The organism is Holdemanella hominis (genome assembly GCF_014306155.1).
Classification (GTDB): Bacteria; Bacillota_I; Bacilli_A; order Erysipelotrichales; family Erysipelotrichaceae; genus Holdemanella; species Holdemanella hominis.
In genome coordinates this window covers 1-19,822 of sequence record NZ_JACRWH010000005.1, presented here as the reverse complement: position 1 = coordinate 19,822, position 19,822 = coordinate 1, and the positions used below count along the sequence as shown (strand labels likewise).

Genomic DNA, 19,822 nt, shown 5'->3' with positions numbered 1-19,822 from the left:
TCAGGTTTGAGGCTAATTTATTAGTAAAATAAGGTGGAACCACGTAAGTTAAACTTTCGTCCTTAGGACGGAAGTTTTTTTGTTTATAAGGAGGTTTGTTTACATGCAACAAATACAATTACCACAAGGAATGAAAGATACGATTTTGAATGAGTGCGAAAAGAAAAAATATCTACAAAATACTTTGGAACAGATTTTTGAATCCTTTGGATATGAAGAAATCATTACACCAACGATTGAGTATTATGAAACATATGAAAATGCATTTAAAAACATTCAAACAACAGATATGTATAAATTCTTTGACGAAAATGGAAGAATTCTAACATTAAGAACGGATATGACTGTTCCAATTGCACGTGTTTGTGCATCGAAATTTAAAGATTCAAAACCTCCGTTTCGCTATCGCTATACTTCAAATGTATTTAAAGTACGTCAAAAATTTGCAGGCAAAAGAAGCGAAGTTACAGATTGTGGCATTGAATTGATTGGATTGGATTCAAAAAGTGATGTACAAGTCTTGTGCTGCGCTTTAGAAGTCATGAAAAACTTTAAAAACTATACGCTCGAAATTGGAAATGTGAAATTTTTTCAGGCGGCTTGCAAAGTTGTTCGTTTGAGTACAGAAGAAGTCAATACTCTAGCCAATTTAATTGATAAGAAAAGCATTGTCGATCTGAAATTTTACTTAGATTCATTGTATCTCAGCGAAAAAATTGTGGATTTCTTTATGCACCTTCCGTTCCTATGTGGAGACGTGAATATATTAAATGAAGCATATACGTTTTGTTTCGATGATTCATTAAAGGATGTTTTAGATTCTATGAAAGAATGTATCCAATCTTTAAAAGAATTAGGATATTTAGAAAATGTAACCGTCGATTTAGGAAAAGTTGCCCATTTGGATTACTATACCGGAATTATTTTTGAAGGATATGTTTCAGGTGTTGGAACAAGTATCTTAAGTGGTGGTCGATACGACTGCTTATTAAAGAAGTTTGGTCGTGATCTTCCAGCTTGTGGCTTTAGTGTAAAGCTAGATCCACTCATTGATTATGTGGATGTACAATCGAAAAAGAAATATAAATTGTATTATCCACAAGACAAACAAATTGAAGCTATGAAACAAGCAAAAAATTTGAGAAAAGAAGGAATCGTCATTTTAGAACCATCAACAAATGAATCTATTTATGTAGAGGAGGTACAAGCATGAGCTTATCGATTGCGCTCACAAAGGGACGTTTAGAAAAACAAACTGTTGCTATGTTAGAAGAACTTGGTTATGGAGTAGAAGCTTTAAAAGACAAAGGCCGTGCCTTGGTGTTTAAAGATTCTGTACATGACGTTCAATATTTTTTAGTGAAATCCAACGATTGTATTACCTATGTTAATCATGGTGTTGCTGATATTGGTGTTGTTGGAAAAGATACCATTTTAGAAAATGAGAATGATAACTATGAATTGTTAGATTTGAAGATTGGCAAGTGTAAATTCATTGTGGCTAGCCTACCTCAAAATCAGTTGTTTTCAAAAGTAGGACACATTAAGATTGGAACCAAATATCCTCGTGTAGCTAAACAATATTTTTTGTCCAAAGGTATGGATGTTGAAATTATTAAGATTGATGGATCTGTAGAATTAGCACCTATTTTAGGTCTATGTGACGGAATCGTAGATATTATGGAAACAGGAACAACCTTAAAAGAAAATGGTTTAGATGTGCTAGATACAGTATGTGACATTAGTACACGTGTTATTGTGAATAAAGCGAGCTTTAAGTTAAAACACGAAGAAGTGATGAAAGTAATCAACGATTTAAGTAAGAGGGTGAATGAAGATGTTGACTAGAATTTATAAAGAAGATAAAGATGCATTGAAAGAATATTTGATGTCACGAACACAAGATTTAAGTACAGATGTCTTGGTTACAGTGTCAAATATTATTCAAGATGTAAAAGAAAATAAAGATGAGGCTTGTCTAAAATATACACAACAATTTGATAAGGTAAGCTTAGATACAATGGAAGTATCTCAAGAAGAATGGGATGCACAAATATTAAAATGTGATGATTCGTTTGTAGAAGCAATGAAACTTGCTAAAAAAAATATCGAAGATTTTCATAAACTTCAAAAACAAAATGGATATTTGTTGCAGAAAGAAAAGGGAATCTATTTAGGCCAAAGAGTACTACCTCTTGAAGCAGTAGGAATCTATGTTCCAGGAGGACGTGCACAATATCCAAGCAGTGTTTTAATGAATGCATTACCCGCAAAAATTGCCGGTGTTCAAAATGTTGTTATGGTCACTCCACCGGATAAAAATGGAACTATTCACCCTAATATTGCGTATGCGGCTAAACTTGCCGGTGTAGATAAAATCTATAAGATTGGTGGAGCTCAAGCTATTGCTGCTTTGGCCTATGGTACACAAACCATTGATCGAGTAGATAAAATCGTAGGTCCAGGAAATATTTATGTTGCAGCAGCTAAAAAATTAGTGTATGGAACGGTCGATATTGATATGATTGCAGGGCCAAGCGAAATTTTAGTTATTGCCGATGAAAAGGCGAATGCAGAATATGTAGCAGCCGATCTATTATCCCAAGCCGAACATGATCCAATGGCGAGCGCCATTTTGTTGACTACAAACGAAGAACTTTTGGATTTGGTGAATCAAGAGCTTTTAAAACAAAGTGCTGTATTACCTAAAAAAGAAATAGTGGAACAATCCCTAAAGAACTATGGTAAAGCCATTGTCTGTGATTCGATTGAAGAATGCATTTCTATTAGTAATGAAATTGCACCAGAACACTTAGAATTGATGATTCAAAATCCAATGGAACACCTACAAGAAGTAAAAAATGCAGGTAGTGTTTTCTTAGGCTACTACACATGTGAAAGCATAGGTGATTATTTTGGGGGAACAAACCATGTTTTACCAACTAGTGGAACGGCACGCTTTTCAAGTGCTTTATCCGTAGATAGTTTTATTAAAAAATCATCCTATTTGTATTATTCAAAATACGCACTCGAAGCCTATGGAAAATATATTGAAACAATTGCCAGTGAAGAGCACTTACAAGCACATGCTAACGCAGCTAAAGTGAGGGTGAAATAATGAAGGGTTATCAAACACATACACAAACAGGAATTCTATTGAATGCCAATGAGGCAAGTCAAAACGTAGATGATAATGTCAAACAAGAAATTTTAGATGCGATTTCAAACCTTGCACTCAATCGATATCCAGATACAACTTGTCATGAATTACATGATTTATATGCCAATATTATGAATGTTCCATCCTCATGGATCTTATCGGGAAATGGATCGGATCAAATGTTGGGATTTTTGATTCAGTATTATGTACAAGGAAATAAAACACTGTATACATTAGCACCTGATTTTTCGATGTATGACTATTATGTAGAATTGAATCATGCAAAAATTGAAAAATTTGAAACAGCTTTAGATGGATCCTTTGATGTCGATGCATTTATTTCAAATGGGAAAGATAAAAAAGTGGATATGATCTTATTCTCAAATCCAAATAATCCGACGGGACATGCGATTTCGAAATTAGAAATGATTCAAATTTGCGAAGCCTTTTCGAATATCCCAGTCATTTTTGATGAAGCCTATATGGAGTTTGGTAATGAAAGTGCCATTGATTTATTAAAAACATATCCAATGGTTTTTGTTTGTCGAACTCTATCCAAGGCGTATGGACTTGCAGGAATTCGTTGTGGGTTTATGATTTCTTCACAAGTTGAAAAATTAGCTCCACTTTTTATTCCTTATGCACTAAGTAGTGTCACTCAAACGATAGCAAGTGTTGTATTAAGACATGCCGATGCATATAAAGCGAATATTGCGGCTATTATTTCAAAAAGAGAAAGAATATACCGAGAAGTGAAGGATTATAAAACAATTAGTTTCTATCCTTCAAATGCGAATTTCTTGTATGGAAGAACAGATAAAAAAGATATTTTAATGGATATGTTTAAAGAAAAGAACATCACAATTCGAAATTATGCGGATACTAGTTTTCGTATAACGATTGGGACAAACGAAGAAAATGAAATGGTATTAGATGTTCTAAGGAGATTTGAGTATGAGAATAGCTGAAAAAAACAGGGATACAAAAGAAACAAAAATATATGAAAAGATCAACTTAGATGGAAATGGAAATAGCGACATTGGTACAGGAATTGGTTTTTTTGATCATATGTTGACATTGTTTGCGTTTCACTCGAATTTTGATTTAGTTGTAAAAGCGGATGGCGATCTTGAAGTGTGTGATCATCATACAATAGAAGATTGTGGAATTTTATTAGGAAAATTATTTTTAGAAGCTTTAGAGGATAAAAAAGGAATTGCCCGCTATGGAAGTGTGAATCTTCCTATGGATGAAGTTTTATGTAATGTCACATTAGATATTAGTGGACGTCCTTATTTGGTTTTTAATTGCGAATTGATACGAGAAAACATTGGAACGATGTCTTGTGAAATGGTTGAAGAATTTTTTAGAGCCTTTTGTGTGGCAGCTGGGGTAACGTTACATATCAATGTGTACTATGGAAAGAATGATCATCATAAAGTAGAGGCTATATTTAAAGCATTTGGCCGTGCCTTGAAACAAGCTATAAAAATAGAATCGGATCGTATTCCTAGTTCTAAAGGAGTAATCGAATGATTGGAATTATTGATTATGGCATGTCCAATTTATACAGCGTAAAAAATGCTTGTGACTATTTAGGCTTAGATAGTGTTGTTTCAAAAGATGTTTCTATTTTATCTAAATGCGATAAATTGATTTTACCAGGAGTTGGAGCTTTTCAAGACTGCATGCACACACTCCATTCTATGGGGCTCTATGATTTTATTGTTCAACAAGTAAATAAAGATGTTGCGCTATTGGGGATTTGTCTTGGTATGCAGGCTTTGTTTGAAACGAGTGAAGAAAATGGCTTATGCGATGGTTTTGGCTTTTTAAAAGGTCATGTTTGTCATATGGAAGATCCAAGTGTAAAAATTCCCCAAATCGGTTGGAACGTATTGGAAAGTAATCATCCTCAGGCAATATTTAAAGAAAATACGTATGTGTATTATGTCCATTCATATTATGCCAAAGATATGGATGATCAAGACTTAATTGGATATTCCATGTATGGAAGTATGAAAATACCAGGTCTTGTGATGCATGATCATATTATGGGATGTCAGTTTCATCCTGAAAAAAGTGGAGAAGATGGATTAAAAATATTGGAATATTTTGGAAAGGAGTTCTAAATGATTGTATTACCTGCAATAGATATATTAGATGGAAAACCTGTTCGTTTGTACCAAGGTGATTATGGCCAATCCAAATGTGTGGCGGATGATGTACTTGTTTGTGCTAAAAATTTTGAAGCGGCAAATGTTCGCTATTTACATGTTGTGGATTTAAATGGGGCAAAAGAAGGAAGTCGAGTTAATGAAGATTTGATTTGTGAAATTGTGAAGACATGTGATATACCCATTGAAGTGGGTGGAGGCATTCGTACGATGTCTGCTATAGATTTTTATATAGAAAATGGTGTTTCAAGAGTTATTTTAGGAACTTCAGCAATTCAAGATATAGGTTTATTAAAAGATGCGGTTTCAAAATATGGTTCTAAGATTGCGGTTGGACTTGATTGTAAAGACGGATATGTATGTACGTCAGGCTGGTTGGAAACGAGCAAAGAATATTATTTGGATTTTGCAAAAAGAATGGAAGAGATTGGGGTAAAGACATTGATTTGTACAGACATTTCAAAGGATGGAACTTTACAAGGACCTAACTTTGAGATGTTAAAAGCACTTAAAAATCATGTATCATGTAACTTAATCGCATCTGGCGGTGTTCGTGATTTATCACATGTCCAAATATGTAAAGAATTAGGGTTGTATGGTGTAATTACGGGTAAGGCCATTTATGAAAAGACGTTAGATTTGAAAGAGGCGTTAAGCATATGTTGACAAAAAGAATTATACCTTGTCTAGATGTAAAAGATGGGAATGTTGTGAAGGGAATCCATTTTTTGGGTTTAAAAGAAGTGGGAGATCCTGTATCTCTGGCAAAGAAATATTATTTAGGTGGTGCTGACGAATTGGTTTTTTTGGATATTAGTGCCACAGTAGAAAAAAGAAAAACTATGGTTGATATTGTAAAGAAGGTTGCAAAAGAAATCTATATTCCTTTTACGGTTGGAGGAGGCATTTCAACGATTGAAGATGTTCGTGCCATGTTGATGGCAGGAGCCGATAAAGTAAGCTTAAATAGTGCTGCAATTCGTAATCCGGACTTAATTAAAGAGGCAAGTAAACGTTTTGGAAACCAATGTATTGTGCTTGCGGTGGATGCTAAGCGAAGAAAAGATGGTTCGGGTTGGAACGTATACATTGAAGGTGGCAGAAAAGATACGGGTATAGATTGTATTGAATGGATTTTAAAAGGTGTATCTTTAGGAGCTGGAGAAATCTTGTTAACGAGCATGGATGCGGATGGCACTAAGGATGGTTTTGATTTAGCCTTGTATGAAGCTGTATCTAAAGTGGTTCAAGTGCCTGTGATTGCGTCTGGTGGATGTGGAAAGATGGATGACTTTGTGGATGCGTTAAAAGTCAGCGATGCGGCTTTAGCAGCTAGTATTTTTCATTATGAAGAATCGAATGTTCAAAATGTGAAAAAGTATTTAAAAGAAAAAGGAGTGGCAGTTCGTATATGATGCGATTGGATTTTGAGAAACAAAATGGCTTAATTCCTTGTATTGTGCAGGATGTAGATACAAAAAAAGTATTGATGTTGGCATATATGAATGAAGAATCTTACAAAAAAACAAGAGAGACAAAATTGGCAACGTATTATTCTCGTTCAAGACAAAGCTTGTGGGTCAAAGGTGAAACAAGTGGACATTATCAACATGTACAGGCAATTCGCATTGATTGCGATCAAGATACAATTTTATTAGAAGTCAAACAAGCTGGTGTGGCTTGTCATACGGGACATTATTCTTGTTTTTATAGAGATGAAAATGGAGATTGTGTAGATGAGTGAATTCGTTGATTTATATGATAGAAATCGAAAGCTTTTAAATCGTGTTGTAGATCGTAATACATATTTATTTCAACCTGGAGAATTCATGATGTATGTTTTGGCTATCTTAGAAAATGAAGAAGGAAAATATTTGGTTACACAAAGGGCGTTGGATAAAAAATGGGCTGCTGGAGGCTGGGAAATGCCTGGTGGTGGGGCTAAGAGTAAAGAGTCAAGCTTAGATGCGATCAAGCGTGAAGTAAAAGAAGAAACAGGGCTTGATGTCATAAATGGTCATGTTGTATATTCATACTTTAATGAAGATAAAAAAAGACATGATAATTATTTTGTAGATATTTATCATTTTAAGTTTGATTTCCAATTAAGTGATGTAACCTTAAACACTCGTGAAAGTATTGATTGTAGGTGTGTGAGTCTAGATGAATTGGTTGCGATGAATAACGAAGATGAATTTTTACATTTTGAAAGAATTATGAAGGCTTTACAACAGAAAAAATAGGACTAAAATATATATGTAAGTTCTATGACTGAAACACTACCGACTACTTCCTTTATAGGTCATAGACTGACAAATGGGTAAGCTTGCTTACCCTTTTTATATATGCTATTATTTAAGTGGCAGTGTGATGAGCTGCCAAAGGGACATGCAGAGCGTGGTAAACTCTGCGAAGGAAAAGTGGATTAGAGGGTATAGATAAAATGTGGTGGTTTTATCTATACAGAATTTTGTTTGTTCAGAAGAGCATAATAATATAATGGATACAAACAAAATTCATTGTAATATTTATATGAGGATATAAATATTGCGAAAAGCGGTTTAAGGAAGTGATGAAAGCCTTAAACCTCTTTTTTTTGGAGGGTATATGAAGATTTCAAATTATTTTGCGAAAGAAAAAATGGATGATGCTTCGTTTATTCAAACATACATCGAAAAATTAAGCGATTTAACAGACGAAGATATTTGTTGGGCTAATTCAGATTTAGAAGAAGATCATGAGAAGGTGCAGTCATTATTGATGGAAATGGTGCTTTCTTTTTATGCAACAAATTTAGTAGATATGAAAGATTATGAGGCGTATCTGGTAGATAAAGAATATCAATCTATGTCATTTAAAGAGCTTCAAGCATCATTGATTCAATTATTTCATAATGATAGAGTGCATCCGGACAGTCTGATACATAATGGGATTGGAAAAAAAGAATTGTTAGAAATATTAGTCGAAATGAAAAAGCGTATGAGTCATTAATGCATCCAAGTTTGAGGACTTGGATGTTTTCTTTATACGTTGTATAATTATAAAGATGGAAAAGGAGCGTTTTGTATGAATTCAAAAAGTCCAATAGGTGTTTTTGATTCGGGATTAGGTGGAATTAGTGTTTTACATACGATGCATAGTTTACTTCCTAATGAAAATCTGATCTATTTGGGAGATGGTAAATATAATCCTTATGGGACAAAGACAAAAGAAGAAATCACAAAGCGTTGCGTTGCGATATGTGATGAATTGATATGTCATGATGTTAAGGCAATCGTCATTGCGTGCAATACGGCAACGAGTGCTTGTGTTAAGCTTCTAAGAGAAAAGTATGATGTGGATATTATTGGTATGGAACCGGCATTAAAGGTGGCATGCGATCGAGGTGAACATCAACGTATTGCGGTATGGGCAACCCAACTTACTTTGTCAGAAAAGAAGTTTGCGAATTTGATGAATCGATTTAAAGGTGAGCATCATATTATAAAGGTGCCTTGTCCAGAACTTGTAAGAATGGTTGAAGACAATAAACTTGATGATGCATATCTTGTAGAGTCTTGTTTGAAAGAGTATTTAGCAGCTAGTGACTATAAAAATCTAGATAGCATTGTATTAGGGTGTACGCATTTTCCTTTTTACACGAAATATTTGGAAAAGCTTTGTCCAAATGTTCATATTATTGAAGGAAGCGTGGGTACGACTTTACATACAAAAGATTTGTTGGAACAAAAAGGTTTGTTGAATACAAGTTGTGAAGAAGGACAAATTACATGGATGAATACAATGGATTCAAAAATTGAATTGTCAAAATGCTTATTTAAAAAATTGGAGGTAGAGTTATGAGTGAAGTAGTTTGGAATAAATATTCAAAAGAAGAATTTAATGATGTAATGAAATTTAGTGATGGATATATTGATTTCTTATCTGATTCTAAAACGGAAAGAGCTTGTGTAAAAAATGCGATCGCATTAGCGAAATCTTATGGATATCGTGATATCAAAGAGGTTATCGAAAATAAAGAGATTTTAAAAGCACAGGACAAAGTGTATGTAAATATGATGAACAAGTCGATTGCATTAATGCACATTGGTTCAAATCCATTGGAAAAAGGTATGAACATTTTAGGTGCTCATATTGACAGTCCTCGTTTGGATCTTAAACAAAATCCATTGTATGAAGATGGAAACATTGCTTATTTGGATACACACTATTATGGTGGTGTTAAAAAGTATCAATGGGTGACTTTGCCTTTGGCAATTCATGGTGTTGTTTGTTTGAAAGATGGAACAACTGTAGATGTAGCGATTGGAGATAAAGAAAGTGATCCAGTATTTGTGATTAGTGATTTATTGATTCACTTAAGTGCAGATCAATTACAGAAAAAGGCAAATGAAGTGATTGCTGGTGAAGATTTAAATGTAACTGTTGGATCTATTCCGTTAGAAAATGAAGAGAAAGATGCAGTAAAGGCTAATGTTGCTAAAATTTTAAAATCAACTTATGGCTTTGAAGAAGAAGACTTTGTTTCTGCTGAGTTAGAGGTTGTTCCTGCAGGACGTGCTAGAAGCTGTGGATTCGATTCAAGTATGGTATTAGGTTATGGACATGATGATCGTATTTGTGCGTATACAAGTTTGATGGCTCAATTAGAAGCAGAAAATGTAAAACGTACAGCTGTTTGTTTGTTAGTTGATAAAGAAGAAGTCGGATCTCAAGGTGCTACAGGTATGCACTCTATGTTCTTTGAAAACTTTGTTGCAGAAGTTATGGATTGTATGGGTGATTATTCTGCATTAAGCGTGAAACGTGCAATGATGAATTCAATTATGTTGTCAAGTGATGTAAGTGCTGCACATGATCCAATTTACGCTTCGGCATCAAGTCCAAGAAATCAAGCCGAATTTGGTAAAGGTATCGTATTCAATAAATATACAGGAGCTCGTGGAAAGAGTGGATGTAACGATGCGAATGCAGAATATATCGCATTGATTCGTCGTATTATGGATGATCACAATGTAGCTTGGCAAACAAGTGAACTTGGAAAAGTAGACCAAGGCGGTGGAGGAACAATCGCTTATATTTTGGCTAATTATGGAATGCAGGTAATTGACTGTGGTGTAGCTTTACATAATATGCATGCACCTTTTGAATTGGCAAGTAAAGCTGATATCTATGAAGCAAAAAAAGGATATGCAGCATTCTTAACATACGAAGGATAATTTATGGAACCAGTAACTTTGATTGCGACGGATTTAGATGGTACATTTTTGAATTCAAAAAAGCAAGTATCAGATTTAAATCGTGAAGCAGTATCAAAATTGAAAAATCATGGAATTTTATTTGGCATCGCATCTGGACGTCCAGTAGAGACGGTTCGTGCTATGTTGAAAAAATGGAGAATTGAAGATAGTGTTAGTTTTATCATGGGAATGAATGGTGGCGTTGTATATGATTTAAGACAACGTACTAAAGAAGAATATCATGTTCTTGATGGTGAAGTCGTTTTAGATGTGATTCATTTTTTTGAAGATTTAGACGTTGATTTTTGGATCTTGGAAGGTGCCACACGTTATACAAATCGTACAAGTATTGAAACGCAGGAACATGCACGAATTTTTGGTGAAACAGAAATCGAAATTGATCTTGAACCATATCTAGAAAATAATACATGCAACAAACTGATTATACATTGTGATAAAGATTATATGCCGATTGTCTTAGAACGTGCTAAACAATATAAGAATGAGGCTTGTGTCGGTTTCTTAACAGCAGATAACTTATTCGAATATGTAGATCCTAGAATCAATAAAGGATATGGGATTGAAAAGGTAGCTAAGCATTTTGGGGTCAAACTTGAAAACTGTGTGGCTTTTGGGGATGAACAAAATGATAGGGAAATGCTTGAAAAAGTCGGTATGGGTGTATGTATGAAAAATGGCTCACAGGATGTTAAAGAATGCAGTGCATTTGTAAGTCCTTATACAAATGATGAAAGTGCAGTGGGTCGTTTTATTGAGGAGAATGTTTTTAAGGAGGAAATGGATGTCATACTTTGATGATGTATATTGTGGATTATGTAAAGATATTTTGGAAAATGGAGTTCAAGTACATAATCGCACTGGTATTGACACGATTAAAGTTCCAAGTGCACATTTTCATTTAGATCTATCTAAAGAATTTCCTATTTTGACGACAAAACAGTTATTTATTCGTCAAGCTGTTACAGAAATGCTTTGGATCTATCAGGCTCAAAGTAATGATGTTAGATGGCTTCAAGAAAGAAATGTTCACATTTGGGATAAATGGGAAATTAATGAAGATGGCGACTGGATTGATGAGAATACGGGAAAAGTATTAAAACATTTTGATCCTAGTTTTGCGCATACCATTGGTACGGCTTATGGATTTATTGTAAAAAAATATGATTTGATGAATAAATTGTTGAATTCATTAAAAAACGATAAGGAAGATCGTAGACGTGTTATCTCATTATGGCAGGATAGCGAATTAGATACAGCTGTACTTCCTAGTTGTGTATGGAGTTCAGAATGGGATGTGACGGATGGAAAGTTGAATATTTGGGTACACCAAAGAAGTTGTGATGTTCCATTAGGGTTGCCATTTAATGTAACGCAATATGCAGTTTTATTGATGATGGTTGCCAAGGTTACTGGACTTGAGCCAGGTACGATTGATTGGTCAATCAAAGATGCACATATTTACGTGAATCAAATTGATGGAATTAAAGAACAATTAAATCGTTATGAAACAAAAGGCTCTTTACCAGCACCTAAGTTGTGGTTGAATCCGGATATTCAAGATTTCTATGCATTTGATCCAAAGAATGACGTGAAGTTGATTGGCTATGAGCATATGGGAAAAATTAGTTTCCCTTTAGCACAATAGGAGAATTATGAAATTAACATTGATTGCGGCGATTGGTAAAAATCGTGAATTAGGAAAAAACAATGATATGATTTGGCATTTGCCTCAGGACTTGAAGTTTTTTCGTAAGCAGACTTCGGGACATACAATTGTGATGGGAAGAAAAACATTTGAAAGTCTTCCAGGTATGTTACCTAAACGTCATCATGTCGTGATTTCGCGTTCGTGTTCAGATTTGGGTGAATGTGTCGAAATGTGTTCGAGTGTTGAAGAATTTTTGAAGCGATATAAAGATGTAGATGAGGAAATCTATTGTATTGGTGGAGGCATGATTTATAGTGAGATGTTAGCTTATGCAGATAAGCTAGTGTTAACTGAGATTGATGAGCAAGCGGATGCTGAGGTTTATTTTCCTGAATTTGACAAGTCTTTGTATACAAAAACAATATTATCTGATATCGAAGAGAATGGAATTCACTATCAACATGTTGCATATACTTTAAAATAACCATTTGCAGAGAATTTTTGTGATTCTCTGCTTTTTTGTTTGGCAGATTAATTGTCAAATAAAACTAGGTTAGATACTATACAATCTTTTTGAAAGGAGAATCAACATGAGTGATACTTATTATGTTAAAACATTAGGAGGGTTGGAAATCACAAACGATAATGTAACCGTTAATATTGTCGAATTATTTGGAAAGCAGCTAGTGAATTTATTACAGGTCTTATTGTTTCACAGTGAAAAACCAGTTCAAAAAGATGAACTGATTGATATTCCTCGGCCAGAAAGTAAAAATCCATCTAGTGCATTAAAGTTCTAGATTTTTAGATTGTGTGCTGAATTGAATGAAATTGAATTCTTTAAAGACAAATAGGTTATTATAACGACATGAAAAGGGTATATTTTAAATCAGAATTTAGATTGTAATATTGATTTTGTTGAATTGGAAAAGGCGTATAACCAAATCAACGATGGTTCGGAACTTTTAGACGAAAAAGAGTTCAAGACGGCTAGAAAGATTTTCAGATCCAAGGTCGTTTCTATGCTTCACCAAGCCAATTGCACTGGATTTTACAGAAACAAGAGATCTTTAGAAAATGTATGTGAAAACGATGATGCGCGTATCTTGTTACTTATATACGAAAAAACGCTATGATGAGATGATGCTTATGAATTATCAGGCTGTTTTATTAAAATCATTTAATGAAGGTTTACATTACTATTATATGAAAGGCTTAGTGGCTACACGTAATTATCGTGAAGCGTTGAAGTATTATGATGAATTGAATGATATTTTCTTATCTGAACTAGGTACGGGTTTATCGAAACGTTTTAAACAATTGTACGATATCATTATTGCTGATCATGCCAAAGAAGAAAGTAAAGATATGGAAACAATCATGCGTGAGCTTTCAAGCCATGATCAACAAAACCAAGGCTTCTTCTGTTCGTATGAAATTTTCAAGTATTTCTATGAATTGTTGTTAAAAATGTCTATTCGTAATGAACAAAATTATTATTTGATTATGTTACAGTTTTCAGATGGTACTTTGGATTATGAAAAGATTGGTTTAGATTTTGATCGTGTGAAGCGATTGGTAGGTTCTTGTTTAAGAAGCAATGACTTGTTTACTCGTACAAGTGAAACGCAACCGCTGCTTCTAGTGGATTGTCAAACCGAAGAGAATGCGCACTTGATTATTCAGCGTATTTCAAATAAGTTCTATAGTGTTTGATGTCAGCTTGTTTAATAGATCGTATGATTAAGACAAGAAGTTGTCATATTATTACGATTGAGGATCTAATTGAATTCTTGCATTCGCAAAAAGTCAATTGTATCCCAACGAGAGGTATATCATGATACAACAAGTGATTTAAATGCATTAAAATCGGCATTGCGTGAGGCACCTGAAGTTATTTTATTGGGCGAAATACGCAATGAAGAAACAGTTTCTACAGCGCTTTCCGCGGCTGAAACCGGACATTTAATTCTATCTGCGTTACATACTGTAGGAGCTGTAAATACAATTGATCGTATTATTGATATGTTTCAAGATCAAGTGCGTTCGCAATTATCAATGATTTTAGAGGCTACATTAGTGAGCAATTAATCCCAGGAAAAGATGGAGAATTGATTCCTGTGTTTTAAATTATGCTGGTCAATCCTGCGATTCGTTCGCAGATTCGTGAGAATAAGATTCATCAGATTTAGAATACAATGATTTCGAATCGACAGAACGGTATGGTTATGATGGATGATACGATCTATGACTTGTATCAACAAGGTAAAATAACAAAATATATTGCGATTCAGTATAGTCTGCATCCGGATCGTATGAAAACGAGAGTGCAATAAAGAATGAAAAGTTACATTTTGCTCTTTTTTTCTTTCAATAATATTACATAAGGTATATAATTTGACTATTGTTGTAAACGGGGAGGATTTGTATTGTGCGCCAGTTCGGTGCAGTTGATTTAGTTAGGTGAAACTCCTAACCTGGTAACTCTTGAAGCAAAGAGACCAATATCTAGTCCTTGGGCATTGTATCGTGAGGTACAGTGTTAAGTGTAGGAAGGAAAGACTTAGAGCCCTAAAGCGAAAGCCTGAAGCAATCTAGCGTCGTTAGACTCAACATAGTGGTGGGTGATGCTCTCATATAAGCCGCAACCAATATAGGTTGAATCGTTATGCCAGATTCAATCGGACACCACCGGCGTTTTAAAGCAGGGCGAGAAGTCAAGGTATCAACTGCATACCTGGGAGGTCTTGCAGTTTCCGATAAACACGGTACTGTTGTAACAAGTGCCAATACCACAAGAACAACGGGAAGAACTGCAAGAAGTCCGATGAGGTCATATTGTAGCTATGAAGTGTATGAAAGTACATGGAGCGAAGGACCGAAACACAGTTACGTTTCTTGAAGGGAAACATGTTGAAAACACTGGAGGTTGAAAAGACATGGGAACAAAACGACAAGATATAAGAACATTGTCAAAAAGACATCCTAAACTGGAAACGTTAATGTATCGAGTAGACAAGGAGTCTTTAATAAGACAACATCGTCTACAAAAGAAAGATAAAGCTCCAGGAATAGACATGGTAACCAAGGAAGTGTATCAAGAAAATTTAAATGAAAATATAGATGACCTGATGCATAGACTAAAGAGCTTTAGCTATAAGCCACAACCCGTAAGACGAGTTGAAATCGACAAGGGAAATGGTAAGAAAAGACCTTTAGGAATACCAGTCTATGAAGATAGGCTCGTTCAAGGAGCCATGGCAGACATACTTAGTGATGTATATGAGCCTAGATTTCTAGACTGTTCATATGGATTCAGACCAAAACGAAGCACTCATGATGCGATTAAAGTAATCAATGATACTATTATGCACAAGAAAATAAACTATATATTGGACTGTGATATTAAAGGATTCTTTGACAATGTAAATCATGAGTGGCTCATGAAATTTCTTCGAAATGATATCGCAGACCCGAACTACCTGAGATATATAGCGAGAATGCTCAAATCAGGAGTCATGATAGAAGGAAAATATGAGGATACAAGTGTAGGAACACCACAAGGCGGACTGATTAGTCCAATCCTTGCCAATGTGTACTTACATTATGTATTGGATTTATGGTTTGAAAAGTGCATCAAGAAACAGTTATATGGAGAAGCATACCTGGTACGCTTTGCCGATGATTTCTTGATTATGTTTCAATATGAAAGAGATGCACAAAGAGTATATGAAGCCGTTATTAAAAGAATGGAACTTTTTGGATTGGAACTGTCCAAGGAAAAGACACGAATACTTCCGTTTGGAAGATACAGTGGTTCAAGAGAAACATTTGATTTTCTAGGCTTTACACATTTCAACAGTAAGACAAGAAAAGGCTACTATTCTGTAGGACATAAGATAAGTCGTAAAAAGAAGAAGCAATTTAAGTCAAACTTAAAGAAATGGGTCAAAGAAAATAGAAACACTCAATTTGACGAATTCATGAAGGCGTTGAACAAGAAACTTACTGGTAGTTTTAACTACTACAGTTTGAGTGGAATGATAAAAGAGGTCAGAAACCTTTGGCAACATTCACTATATGTAACGTTCAAATGGTTAAACCGAAGGAGTCAAAGAAGAAGTTTTAAATTGGAAAGGTTCTATGAAATATGGAATGATAGAATCATACACCCATATATCCATGTGGATATTTGGAGCGGTGACAAAGTCATATATAACAAGAATGTTTAAAAGTAACAGTGGGGAGCTGTATGCGGGAAAACTGCACGTACGGTTCTTGGAGGAGTTTATCTCCAACTGTTTCTATTATTTAAGAAGGAGTAAATTTACTTATGCGTAGTTATCAAGTGGATATGTGTAATGGTCCAATTTTTAAAAAGTTGATTATTTTTTCATTACCATTAATTTTGTCGGGCTGCCTGCAATTGTTGTTTAATGCAGCCGATATTATTGTGGTAGGTCGATTTACGGGAAATCAAGCGTTGGCAGCAGTTGGTTCAACAAGTGCATTAATCAATTTATTGGTGAATATGTTTATTGGTATTAGTGTTGGTGCAAATGTTGTATTGGGTAAATTTATTGGGGCTCGAGATGAGGAAAATACATCTAAAGCTGTACATACAGCTATTTTTATTGCCATCTTTGGTGGATTATTAATGGTGTTTGTGGGTTTCTTTTTTGCGAAACCCTTGCTAGAGTTAATGGCTACACCAGAAGATGTAATTGATTTGTCATCTTTATATATGCGTATTTATTTTGCTGGTATGCCATTTTTTATGGTTTATAACTTCGGGGCTGCCATACTTAGATCGATTGGTGATACAAAGAGACCACTCTATTTTTTGCTGATTTCTGGAATTGTTAACGTGCTATTTAATCTGTGTTTCGTAATTGTATTCGAAATGGGTGTTGCTGGTGTTGCTTTAGCTACGATTATTTCGGAAGGAATTAGTTCTGCTTTAATTCTATTATGTTTAAAGCATATGGATGGACCTTTACATTTTGAGTTAAAGGATATGCGTTTCCATAAGGAATTAGCTTTACAAATGCTGGAAGTAGGACTCCCAGCAGGGCTTCAAGGCATTATCTTTAGTATTTCAAACGTATTGATTCAATCAAGTATTAACTCTTTTGGCTCTTTAGTTATGGCTGGAAATACCGCCGCAAGCAATATTGAAGGCTTTGTATATACGTCTATGAATGCAGTTTATCAAACTTCTTTGTCGTTTACTTCGCAAAATTTTGGAGCAAAAAAATACAATCGAATTGATAAGATTTTATTAGAATGTTTAGTAATTGTTAGTATCGTAGGTCTTGTACTCGGGCAAGGTGCTTATTTCTTTGGCCAACAGTTACTATCTATTTATTCTAGTGATGAGCGTGTCATCCAATTTGGAATTAATCGATTGGCTGTTATTAGTACAATGTATTGTTTATGTGGAGTCATGGATACTTTAGTTGGAAGTCTTAGAGGAATCGGATATTCTATTTTACCAATGCTGGTATCTTTAACGGGTGTCTGTTTGATTCGTGTTATATGGATATTTACTGTATTTAAGGCAGTGCATACAACCTTCTCATTGTATATTTCTTATCCAATTACGTGGGTTATAACACTTGTGGCGCATGGTATTTGTTTCATGGTTGTGCGTAAGAAAATTCGCAGAGTGGCATAATGAAAAAGGTATTGTTTTTAGGGGATTCCAATACTTGGGGCTATGATCCAAGAGGATATTTTCAAAGGTATGATTTAACATACATTGATTATTTAAATGATCTTGTGCCTGGATGGATATTTTTTGAGGATGCGATCAATGGTCGTTTATTGCGAGATGTAAAAGAGGATACATTCAATTTAGATTCGATTGATTTATTTTGTGTTATGTTGGGGTCTAATGATTTGATTCATTATTATGATGTTGATCAAATCCTTTCTTTTATGCATGAGTTAATTGATTCAATGGACAAAAGAAAGCTGTTGATTCTTTGTCCGCCAATTTTACAATTTGATGAATTTAGAGATGAAAGTATGAAACTGAATGAGGCGTATAAGGTAATGGGGGTTCCTTGTTTAGATTGTAATCCTTTAGATATGAGTTTTGATGGCGTGCATTTATCTGAAAAAGGACATAAGGAATTGGGTGTAAAGATAGCTGAGTATGTGAAAAGACTTTAACTGAAGTCTTGTTAGAAAAATAAATGTTCAATTAAGATTTTAATTCCTAATAGAATTAAGATGATACCACCTAAGTATTCAGCATATTTTTCAAATAAGCTACCAAGTTTTTTTCCAAATAATACACAAACAAATGAAAGAATAAATGTAGTGATGCCAATGGTAGTTATAGCTAAAAACAGATTGACTTTTAAAAAGGCAAAACTTACACCAACGGCTAAAGCGTCAATACTTGTGGCGATAGCTAAAAGAAGAATATTTTTAAATGGGATGGAGTGAATTTTTGCTTCATCTTCTTTTTCTTCTTTACCTTCGTGAATCATGTTGATACCTATCAAGCTCAACAAAATAAAGGCAATCCAGTGATCGATGGATTGAATGTATTCGGCAAAATGACTTCCAGTAAAATAGCCAATAGCTGGCATAAGTGCTTGAAAAAAGCCAAACGTTAGGGCTAGGATAAAGGCATATTTTTTTACTTGATCTTTATCCAGGCTCATACCTTTTGCCAAAGATACAGCGCTTGCATCCATAGCTAAACCAATACCAATAAATAAAATAGTAATAAAATCCATATTCCCTCCTAAAGTAAAAAGACTTATACGAAAAAAAAGATGTCTTTTTTCGCATAAGTCTTGTTTGTAACGATAAGCCAGATCGATTGATCAGTGTGTTGACTTAAATGCTTACATAAGTAAGATAACTACTTCCTTATGGATGTGATTATATTACCAAAATCAAAATTTCTTTACAATGTAAAATAGTTATTGATATCTAACTGAAATGGATTATAATGAGGCAAAAGGAAGCTAACTATATAAAATTCAAGTATTTTTTATGAAAAAGTTTGAAAATACAAAATAACTAGATTTTTTAGTTAGTTTTAAATTGATCTTTGAAAATGTGAATATTGGATTAAATTTAGGCATGACGAAAAGAACTTTTAAAATATGATTTTTTAAAAGTTCAGATGCTTTAGATGCATATGTCTTATCTTAATAATGCAGGATCAAATGATTGTCCTGTTTCTAGTAAATGATAAATGACTCTAAGCAGCTTTCTAATGCAGTGACCTTGAGCACAACGGTGTCCTTTACCTTGAGATATCTTCAATCGATAGTATTTCTTAAATACAGGATTATTGTTAATTACAGGCAGTATGACTTGATACAAAGTCTTTCTAAGATATTTAGATCCTTTCTTAGTTATGGCAGTGTGCTGGGCGTTGTATTGACTCGATTCATAGTGATAGGGGGCTACTCCTGCAAATTTAATGATCCGAGAAGGCTTGGAATAATTGCCAATATCTCCTAATTCGGCTAAAATAGAAGTACCAGAGAAATGAGAAATCCCTGGAATGCTTAGGATAGGAGAGTTGTTTTTGATCGAGAACTCTTCT

Annotated in this window: 25 protein-coding genes and 1 other annotated feature (1 of these 26 cut by a window edge); of the genes, 23 read left to right on the top strand and 2 right to left on the bottom strand. The window is 34.3% G+C overall.

From position 1 onward, the window contains the following. Positions 1–67 (top strand) — a binding site (T-box leader); it begins 142 nt to the left of the window's first position. A 36-nt stretch (positions 68–103) separates the two neighbouring features. The 23 genes from hisZ to H8911_RS02565 all read left to right on the top strand — a co-directional run bounded on the left by hisZ (position 104) and on the right by H8911_RS02565 (position 18,423). Then, positions 104–1,213 (top strand): ATP phosphoribosyltransferase regulatory subunit, encoded by a 1,110-nt coding sequence (gene hisZ, locus H8911_RS02670; protein WP_186998624.1) that lies wholly within the window; start codon positions 104–106, stop codon positions 1,211–1,213. Beyond that, a complete protein-coding gene (hisG, locus tag H8911_RS02665; RefSeq protein ID WP_186998623.1) occupies positions 1,210–1,848 on the top strand; it encodes an ATP phosphoribosyltransferase in 639 nt (212 codons plus the stop codon). Before hisZ ends, hisG begins: the two co-directional genes overlap by 4 nt. After that, the gene (gene hisD, locus H8911_RS02660; protein WP_186998622.1) at positions 1,838–3,118 is read left to right on the top strand and encodes a histidinol dehydrogenase; all 1,281 of its coding nucleotides are present in this window, start codon (positions 1,838–1,840) and stop codon (positions 3,116–3,118) included. The genes hisG and hisD overlap by 11 nt, the downstream gene beginning before the upstream one ends. After that, the gene (locus tag H8911_RS02655; RefSeq protein WP_186998621.1) at positions 3,118–4,128 is read left to right on the top strand and encodes a pyridoxal phosphate-dependent aminotransferase; all 1,011 of its coding nucleotides are present in this window, start codon (positions 3,118–3,120) and stop codon (positions 4,126–4,128) included. The genes hisD and H8911_RS02655 overlap by 1 nt, the downstream gene beginning before the upstream one ends. Continuing rightward, positions 4,115–4,696, top strand: coding sequence for an imidazoleglycerol-phosphate dehydratase HisB (gene hisB / locus H8911_RS02650; RefSeq protein ID WP_186998620.1), 582 nt, complete (start codon positions 4,115–4,117; stop codon positions 4,694–4,696). The genes H8911_RS02655 and hisB overlap by 14 nt, the downstream gene beginning before the upstream one ends. Beyond that, the gene (hisH, locus tag H8911_RS02645; RefSeq protein ID WP_117924025.1) at positions 4,693–5,292 is read left to right on the top strand and encodes an imidazole glycerol phosphate synthase subunit HisH; all 600 of its coding nucleotides are present in this window, start codon (positions 4,693–4,695) and stop codon (positions 5,290–5,292) included. Before hisB ends, hisH begins: the two co-directional genes overlap by 4 nt. After that, positions 5,293–6,003, top strand: coding sequence for a 1-(5-phosphoribosyl)-5-[(5-phosphoribosylamino)methylideneamino]imidazole-4-carboxamide isomerase (gene hisA / locus H8911_RS02640; RefSeq protein ID WP_186998619.1), 711 nt, complete (start codon positions 5,293–5,295; stop codon positions 6,001–6,003). Next, positions 5,997–6,752 (top strand): imidazole glycerol phosphate synthase subunit HisF, encoded by a 756-nt coding sequence (gene hisF / locus H8911_RS02635; protein ID WP_186998618.1) that lies wholly within the window; start codon positions 5,997–5,999, stop codon positions 6,750–6,752. Before hisA ends, hisF begins: the two co-directional genes overlap by 7 nt. Continuing rightward, positions 6,749–7,081: a phosphoribosyl-AMP cyclohydrolase gene (gene hisI, locus H8911_RS02630; protein WP_186998617.1), complete on the top strand. Its 333-nt coding sequence runs from the start codon at positions 6,749–6,751 to the stop codon at positions 7,079–7,081. Before hisF ends, hisI begins: the two co-directional genes overlap by 4 nt. Beyond that, positions 7,074–7,580 carry an NUDIX hydrolase gene (locus tag H8911_RS02625; RefSeq protein ID WP_186998616.1) on the top strand — a complete coding sequence of 169 codons (507 nt, stop codon included), beginning with the start codon at positions 7,074–7,076 and terminating at the stop codon, positions 7,578–7,580. The genes hisI and H8911_RS02625 overlap by 8 nt, the downstream gene beginning before the upstream one ends. 364 nt (positions 7,581–7,944) lie before the next feature. Beyond that, the gene (locus tag H8911_RS02620; RefSeq protein ID WP_186998615.1) at positions 7,945–8,328 is read left to right on the top strand and encodes a hypothetical protein; all 384 of its coding nucleotides are present in this window, start codon (positions 7,945–7,947) and stop codon (positions 8,326–8,328) included. 75 nt (positions 8,329–8,403) lie between these two features. Beyond that, positions 8,404–9,180: a glutamate racemase gene (gene murI / locus H8911_RS02615; RefSeq protein ID WP_186998614.1), complete on the top strand. Its 777-nt coding sequence runs from the start codon at positions 8,404–8,406 to the stop codon at positions 9,178–9,180. Then, positions 9,177–10,556: an aminopeptidase gene (locus tag H8911_RS02610; RefSeq protein ID WP_117924047.1), complete on the top strand. Its 1,380-nt coding sequence runs from the start codon at positions 9,177–9,179 to the stop codon at positions 10,554–10,556. Before murI ends, H8911_RS02610 begins: the two co-directional genes overlap by 4 nt. A 3-nt stretch (positions 10,557–10,559) precedes the next feature. Continuing rightward, entirely contained in the window at positions 10,560–11,393 is an 834-nt protein-coding gene (locus H8911_RS02605; protein ID WP_117924049.1) for a Cof-type HAD-IIB family hydrolase, read from the top strand. Then, positions 11,380–12,243, top strand: coding sequence for a thymidylate synthase (thyA, locus tag H8911_RS02600; protein WP_117924051.1), 864 nt, complete (start codon positions 11,380–11,382; stop codon positions 12,241–12,243). Before H8911_RS02605 ends, thyA begins: the two co-directional genes overlap by 14 nt. A 7-nt stretch (positions 12,244–12,250) precedes the next feature. After that, complete coding sequence (locus H8911_RS02595) at positions 12,251–12,730, top strand: dihydrofolate reductase (protein WP_117924054.1); 480 nt, start codon at positions 12,251–12,253, stop codon at positions 12,728–12,730. A 106-nt stretch (positions 12,731–12,836) separates the two neighbouring features. Beyond that, positions 12,837–13,046 carry a hypothetical protein gene (locus tag H8911_RS02590; protein WP_117924056.1) on the top strand — a complete coding sequence of 70 codons (210 nt, stop codon included), beginning with the start codon at positions 12,837–12,839 and terminating at the stop codon, positions 13,044–13,046. A 277-nt stretch (positions 13,047–13,323) separates the two neighbouring features. Continuing rightward, a complete protein-coding gene (locus tag H8911_RS02585; protein WP_186998613.1) occupies positions 13,324–13,962 on the top strand; it encodes a BTAD domain-containing putative transcriptional regulator in 639 nt (212 codons plus the stop codon). Positions 13,963–14,031: 69 nt separating this feature from the next. After that, positions 14,032–14,337: an ATPase, T2SS/T4P/T4SS family gene (locus H8911_RS13020; RefSeq protein WP_439649303.1), complete on the top strand. Its 306-nt coding sequence runs from the start codon at positions 14,032–14,034 to the stop codon at positions 14,335–14,337. A gap of 107 nt (positions 14,338–14,444) precedes the next feature. Further along, positions 14,445–14,582, top strand: a complete 138-nt coding sequence (locus H8911_RS13015) for a hypothetical protein (RefSeq protein WP_439649302.1) — start codon at positions 14,445–14,447, stop codon at positions 14,580–14,582. Positions 14,583–15,185: 603 nt separating this feature from the next. Beyond that, a complete protein-coding gene (gene ltrA / locus H8911_RS02575; protein WP_186998612.1) occupies positions 15,186–16,478 on the top strand; it encodes a group II intron reverse transcriptase/maturase in 1,293 nt (430 codons plus the stop codon). 101 nt (positions 16,479–16,579) lie between these two features. After that, positions 16,580–17,923, top strand: coding sequence for an MATE family efflux transporter (locus tag H8911_RS02570; protein ID WP_186998611.1), 1,344 nt, complete (start codon positions 16,580–16,582; stop codon positions 17,921–17,923). After that, positions 17,923–18,423 (top strand): SGNH/GDSL hydrolase family protein, encoded by a 501-nt coding sequence (locus H8911_RS02565; RefSeq protein ID WP_186998610.1) that lies wholly within the window; start codon positions 17,923–17,925, stop codon positions 18,421–18,423. Before H8911_RS02570 ends, H8911_RS02565 begins: the two co-directional genes overlap by 1 nt. A gap of 11 nt (positions 18,424–18,434) precedes the next feature. On the opposite strand, the gene H8911_RS02560 is transcribed toward H8911_RS02565, so the two are convergent. Next, on the bottom strand, positions 18,435–18,998 hold the full coding sequence (locus H8911_RS02560) for a manganese efflux pump MntP (RefSeq protein ID WP_186998609.1): 564 nt from the start codon (positions 18,996–18,998) through the stop codon (positions 18,435–18,437). 415 nt (positions 18,999–19,413) lie between these two features. Then, positions 19,414–19,822, bottom strand: a 409-nt coding sequence (locus H8911_RS02555) for a transposase (RefSeq protein ID WP_186998608.1), incomplete at its 5' end; no start/stop codon positions are given.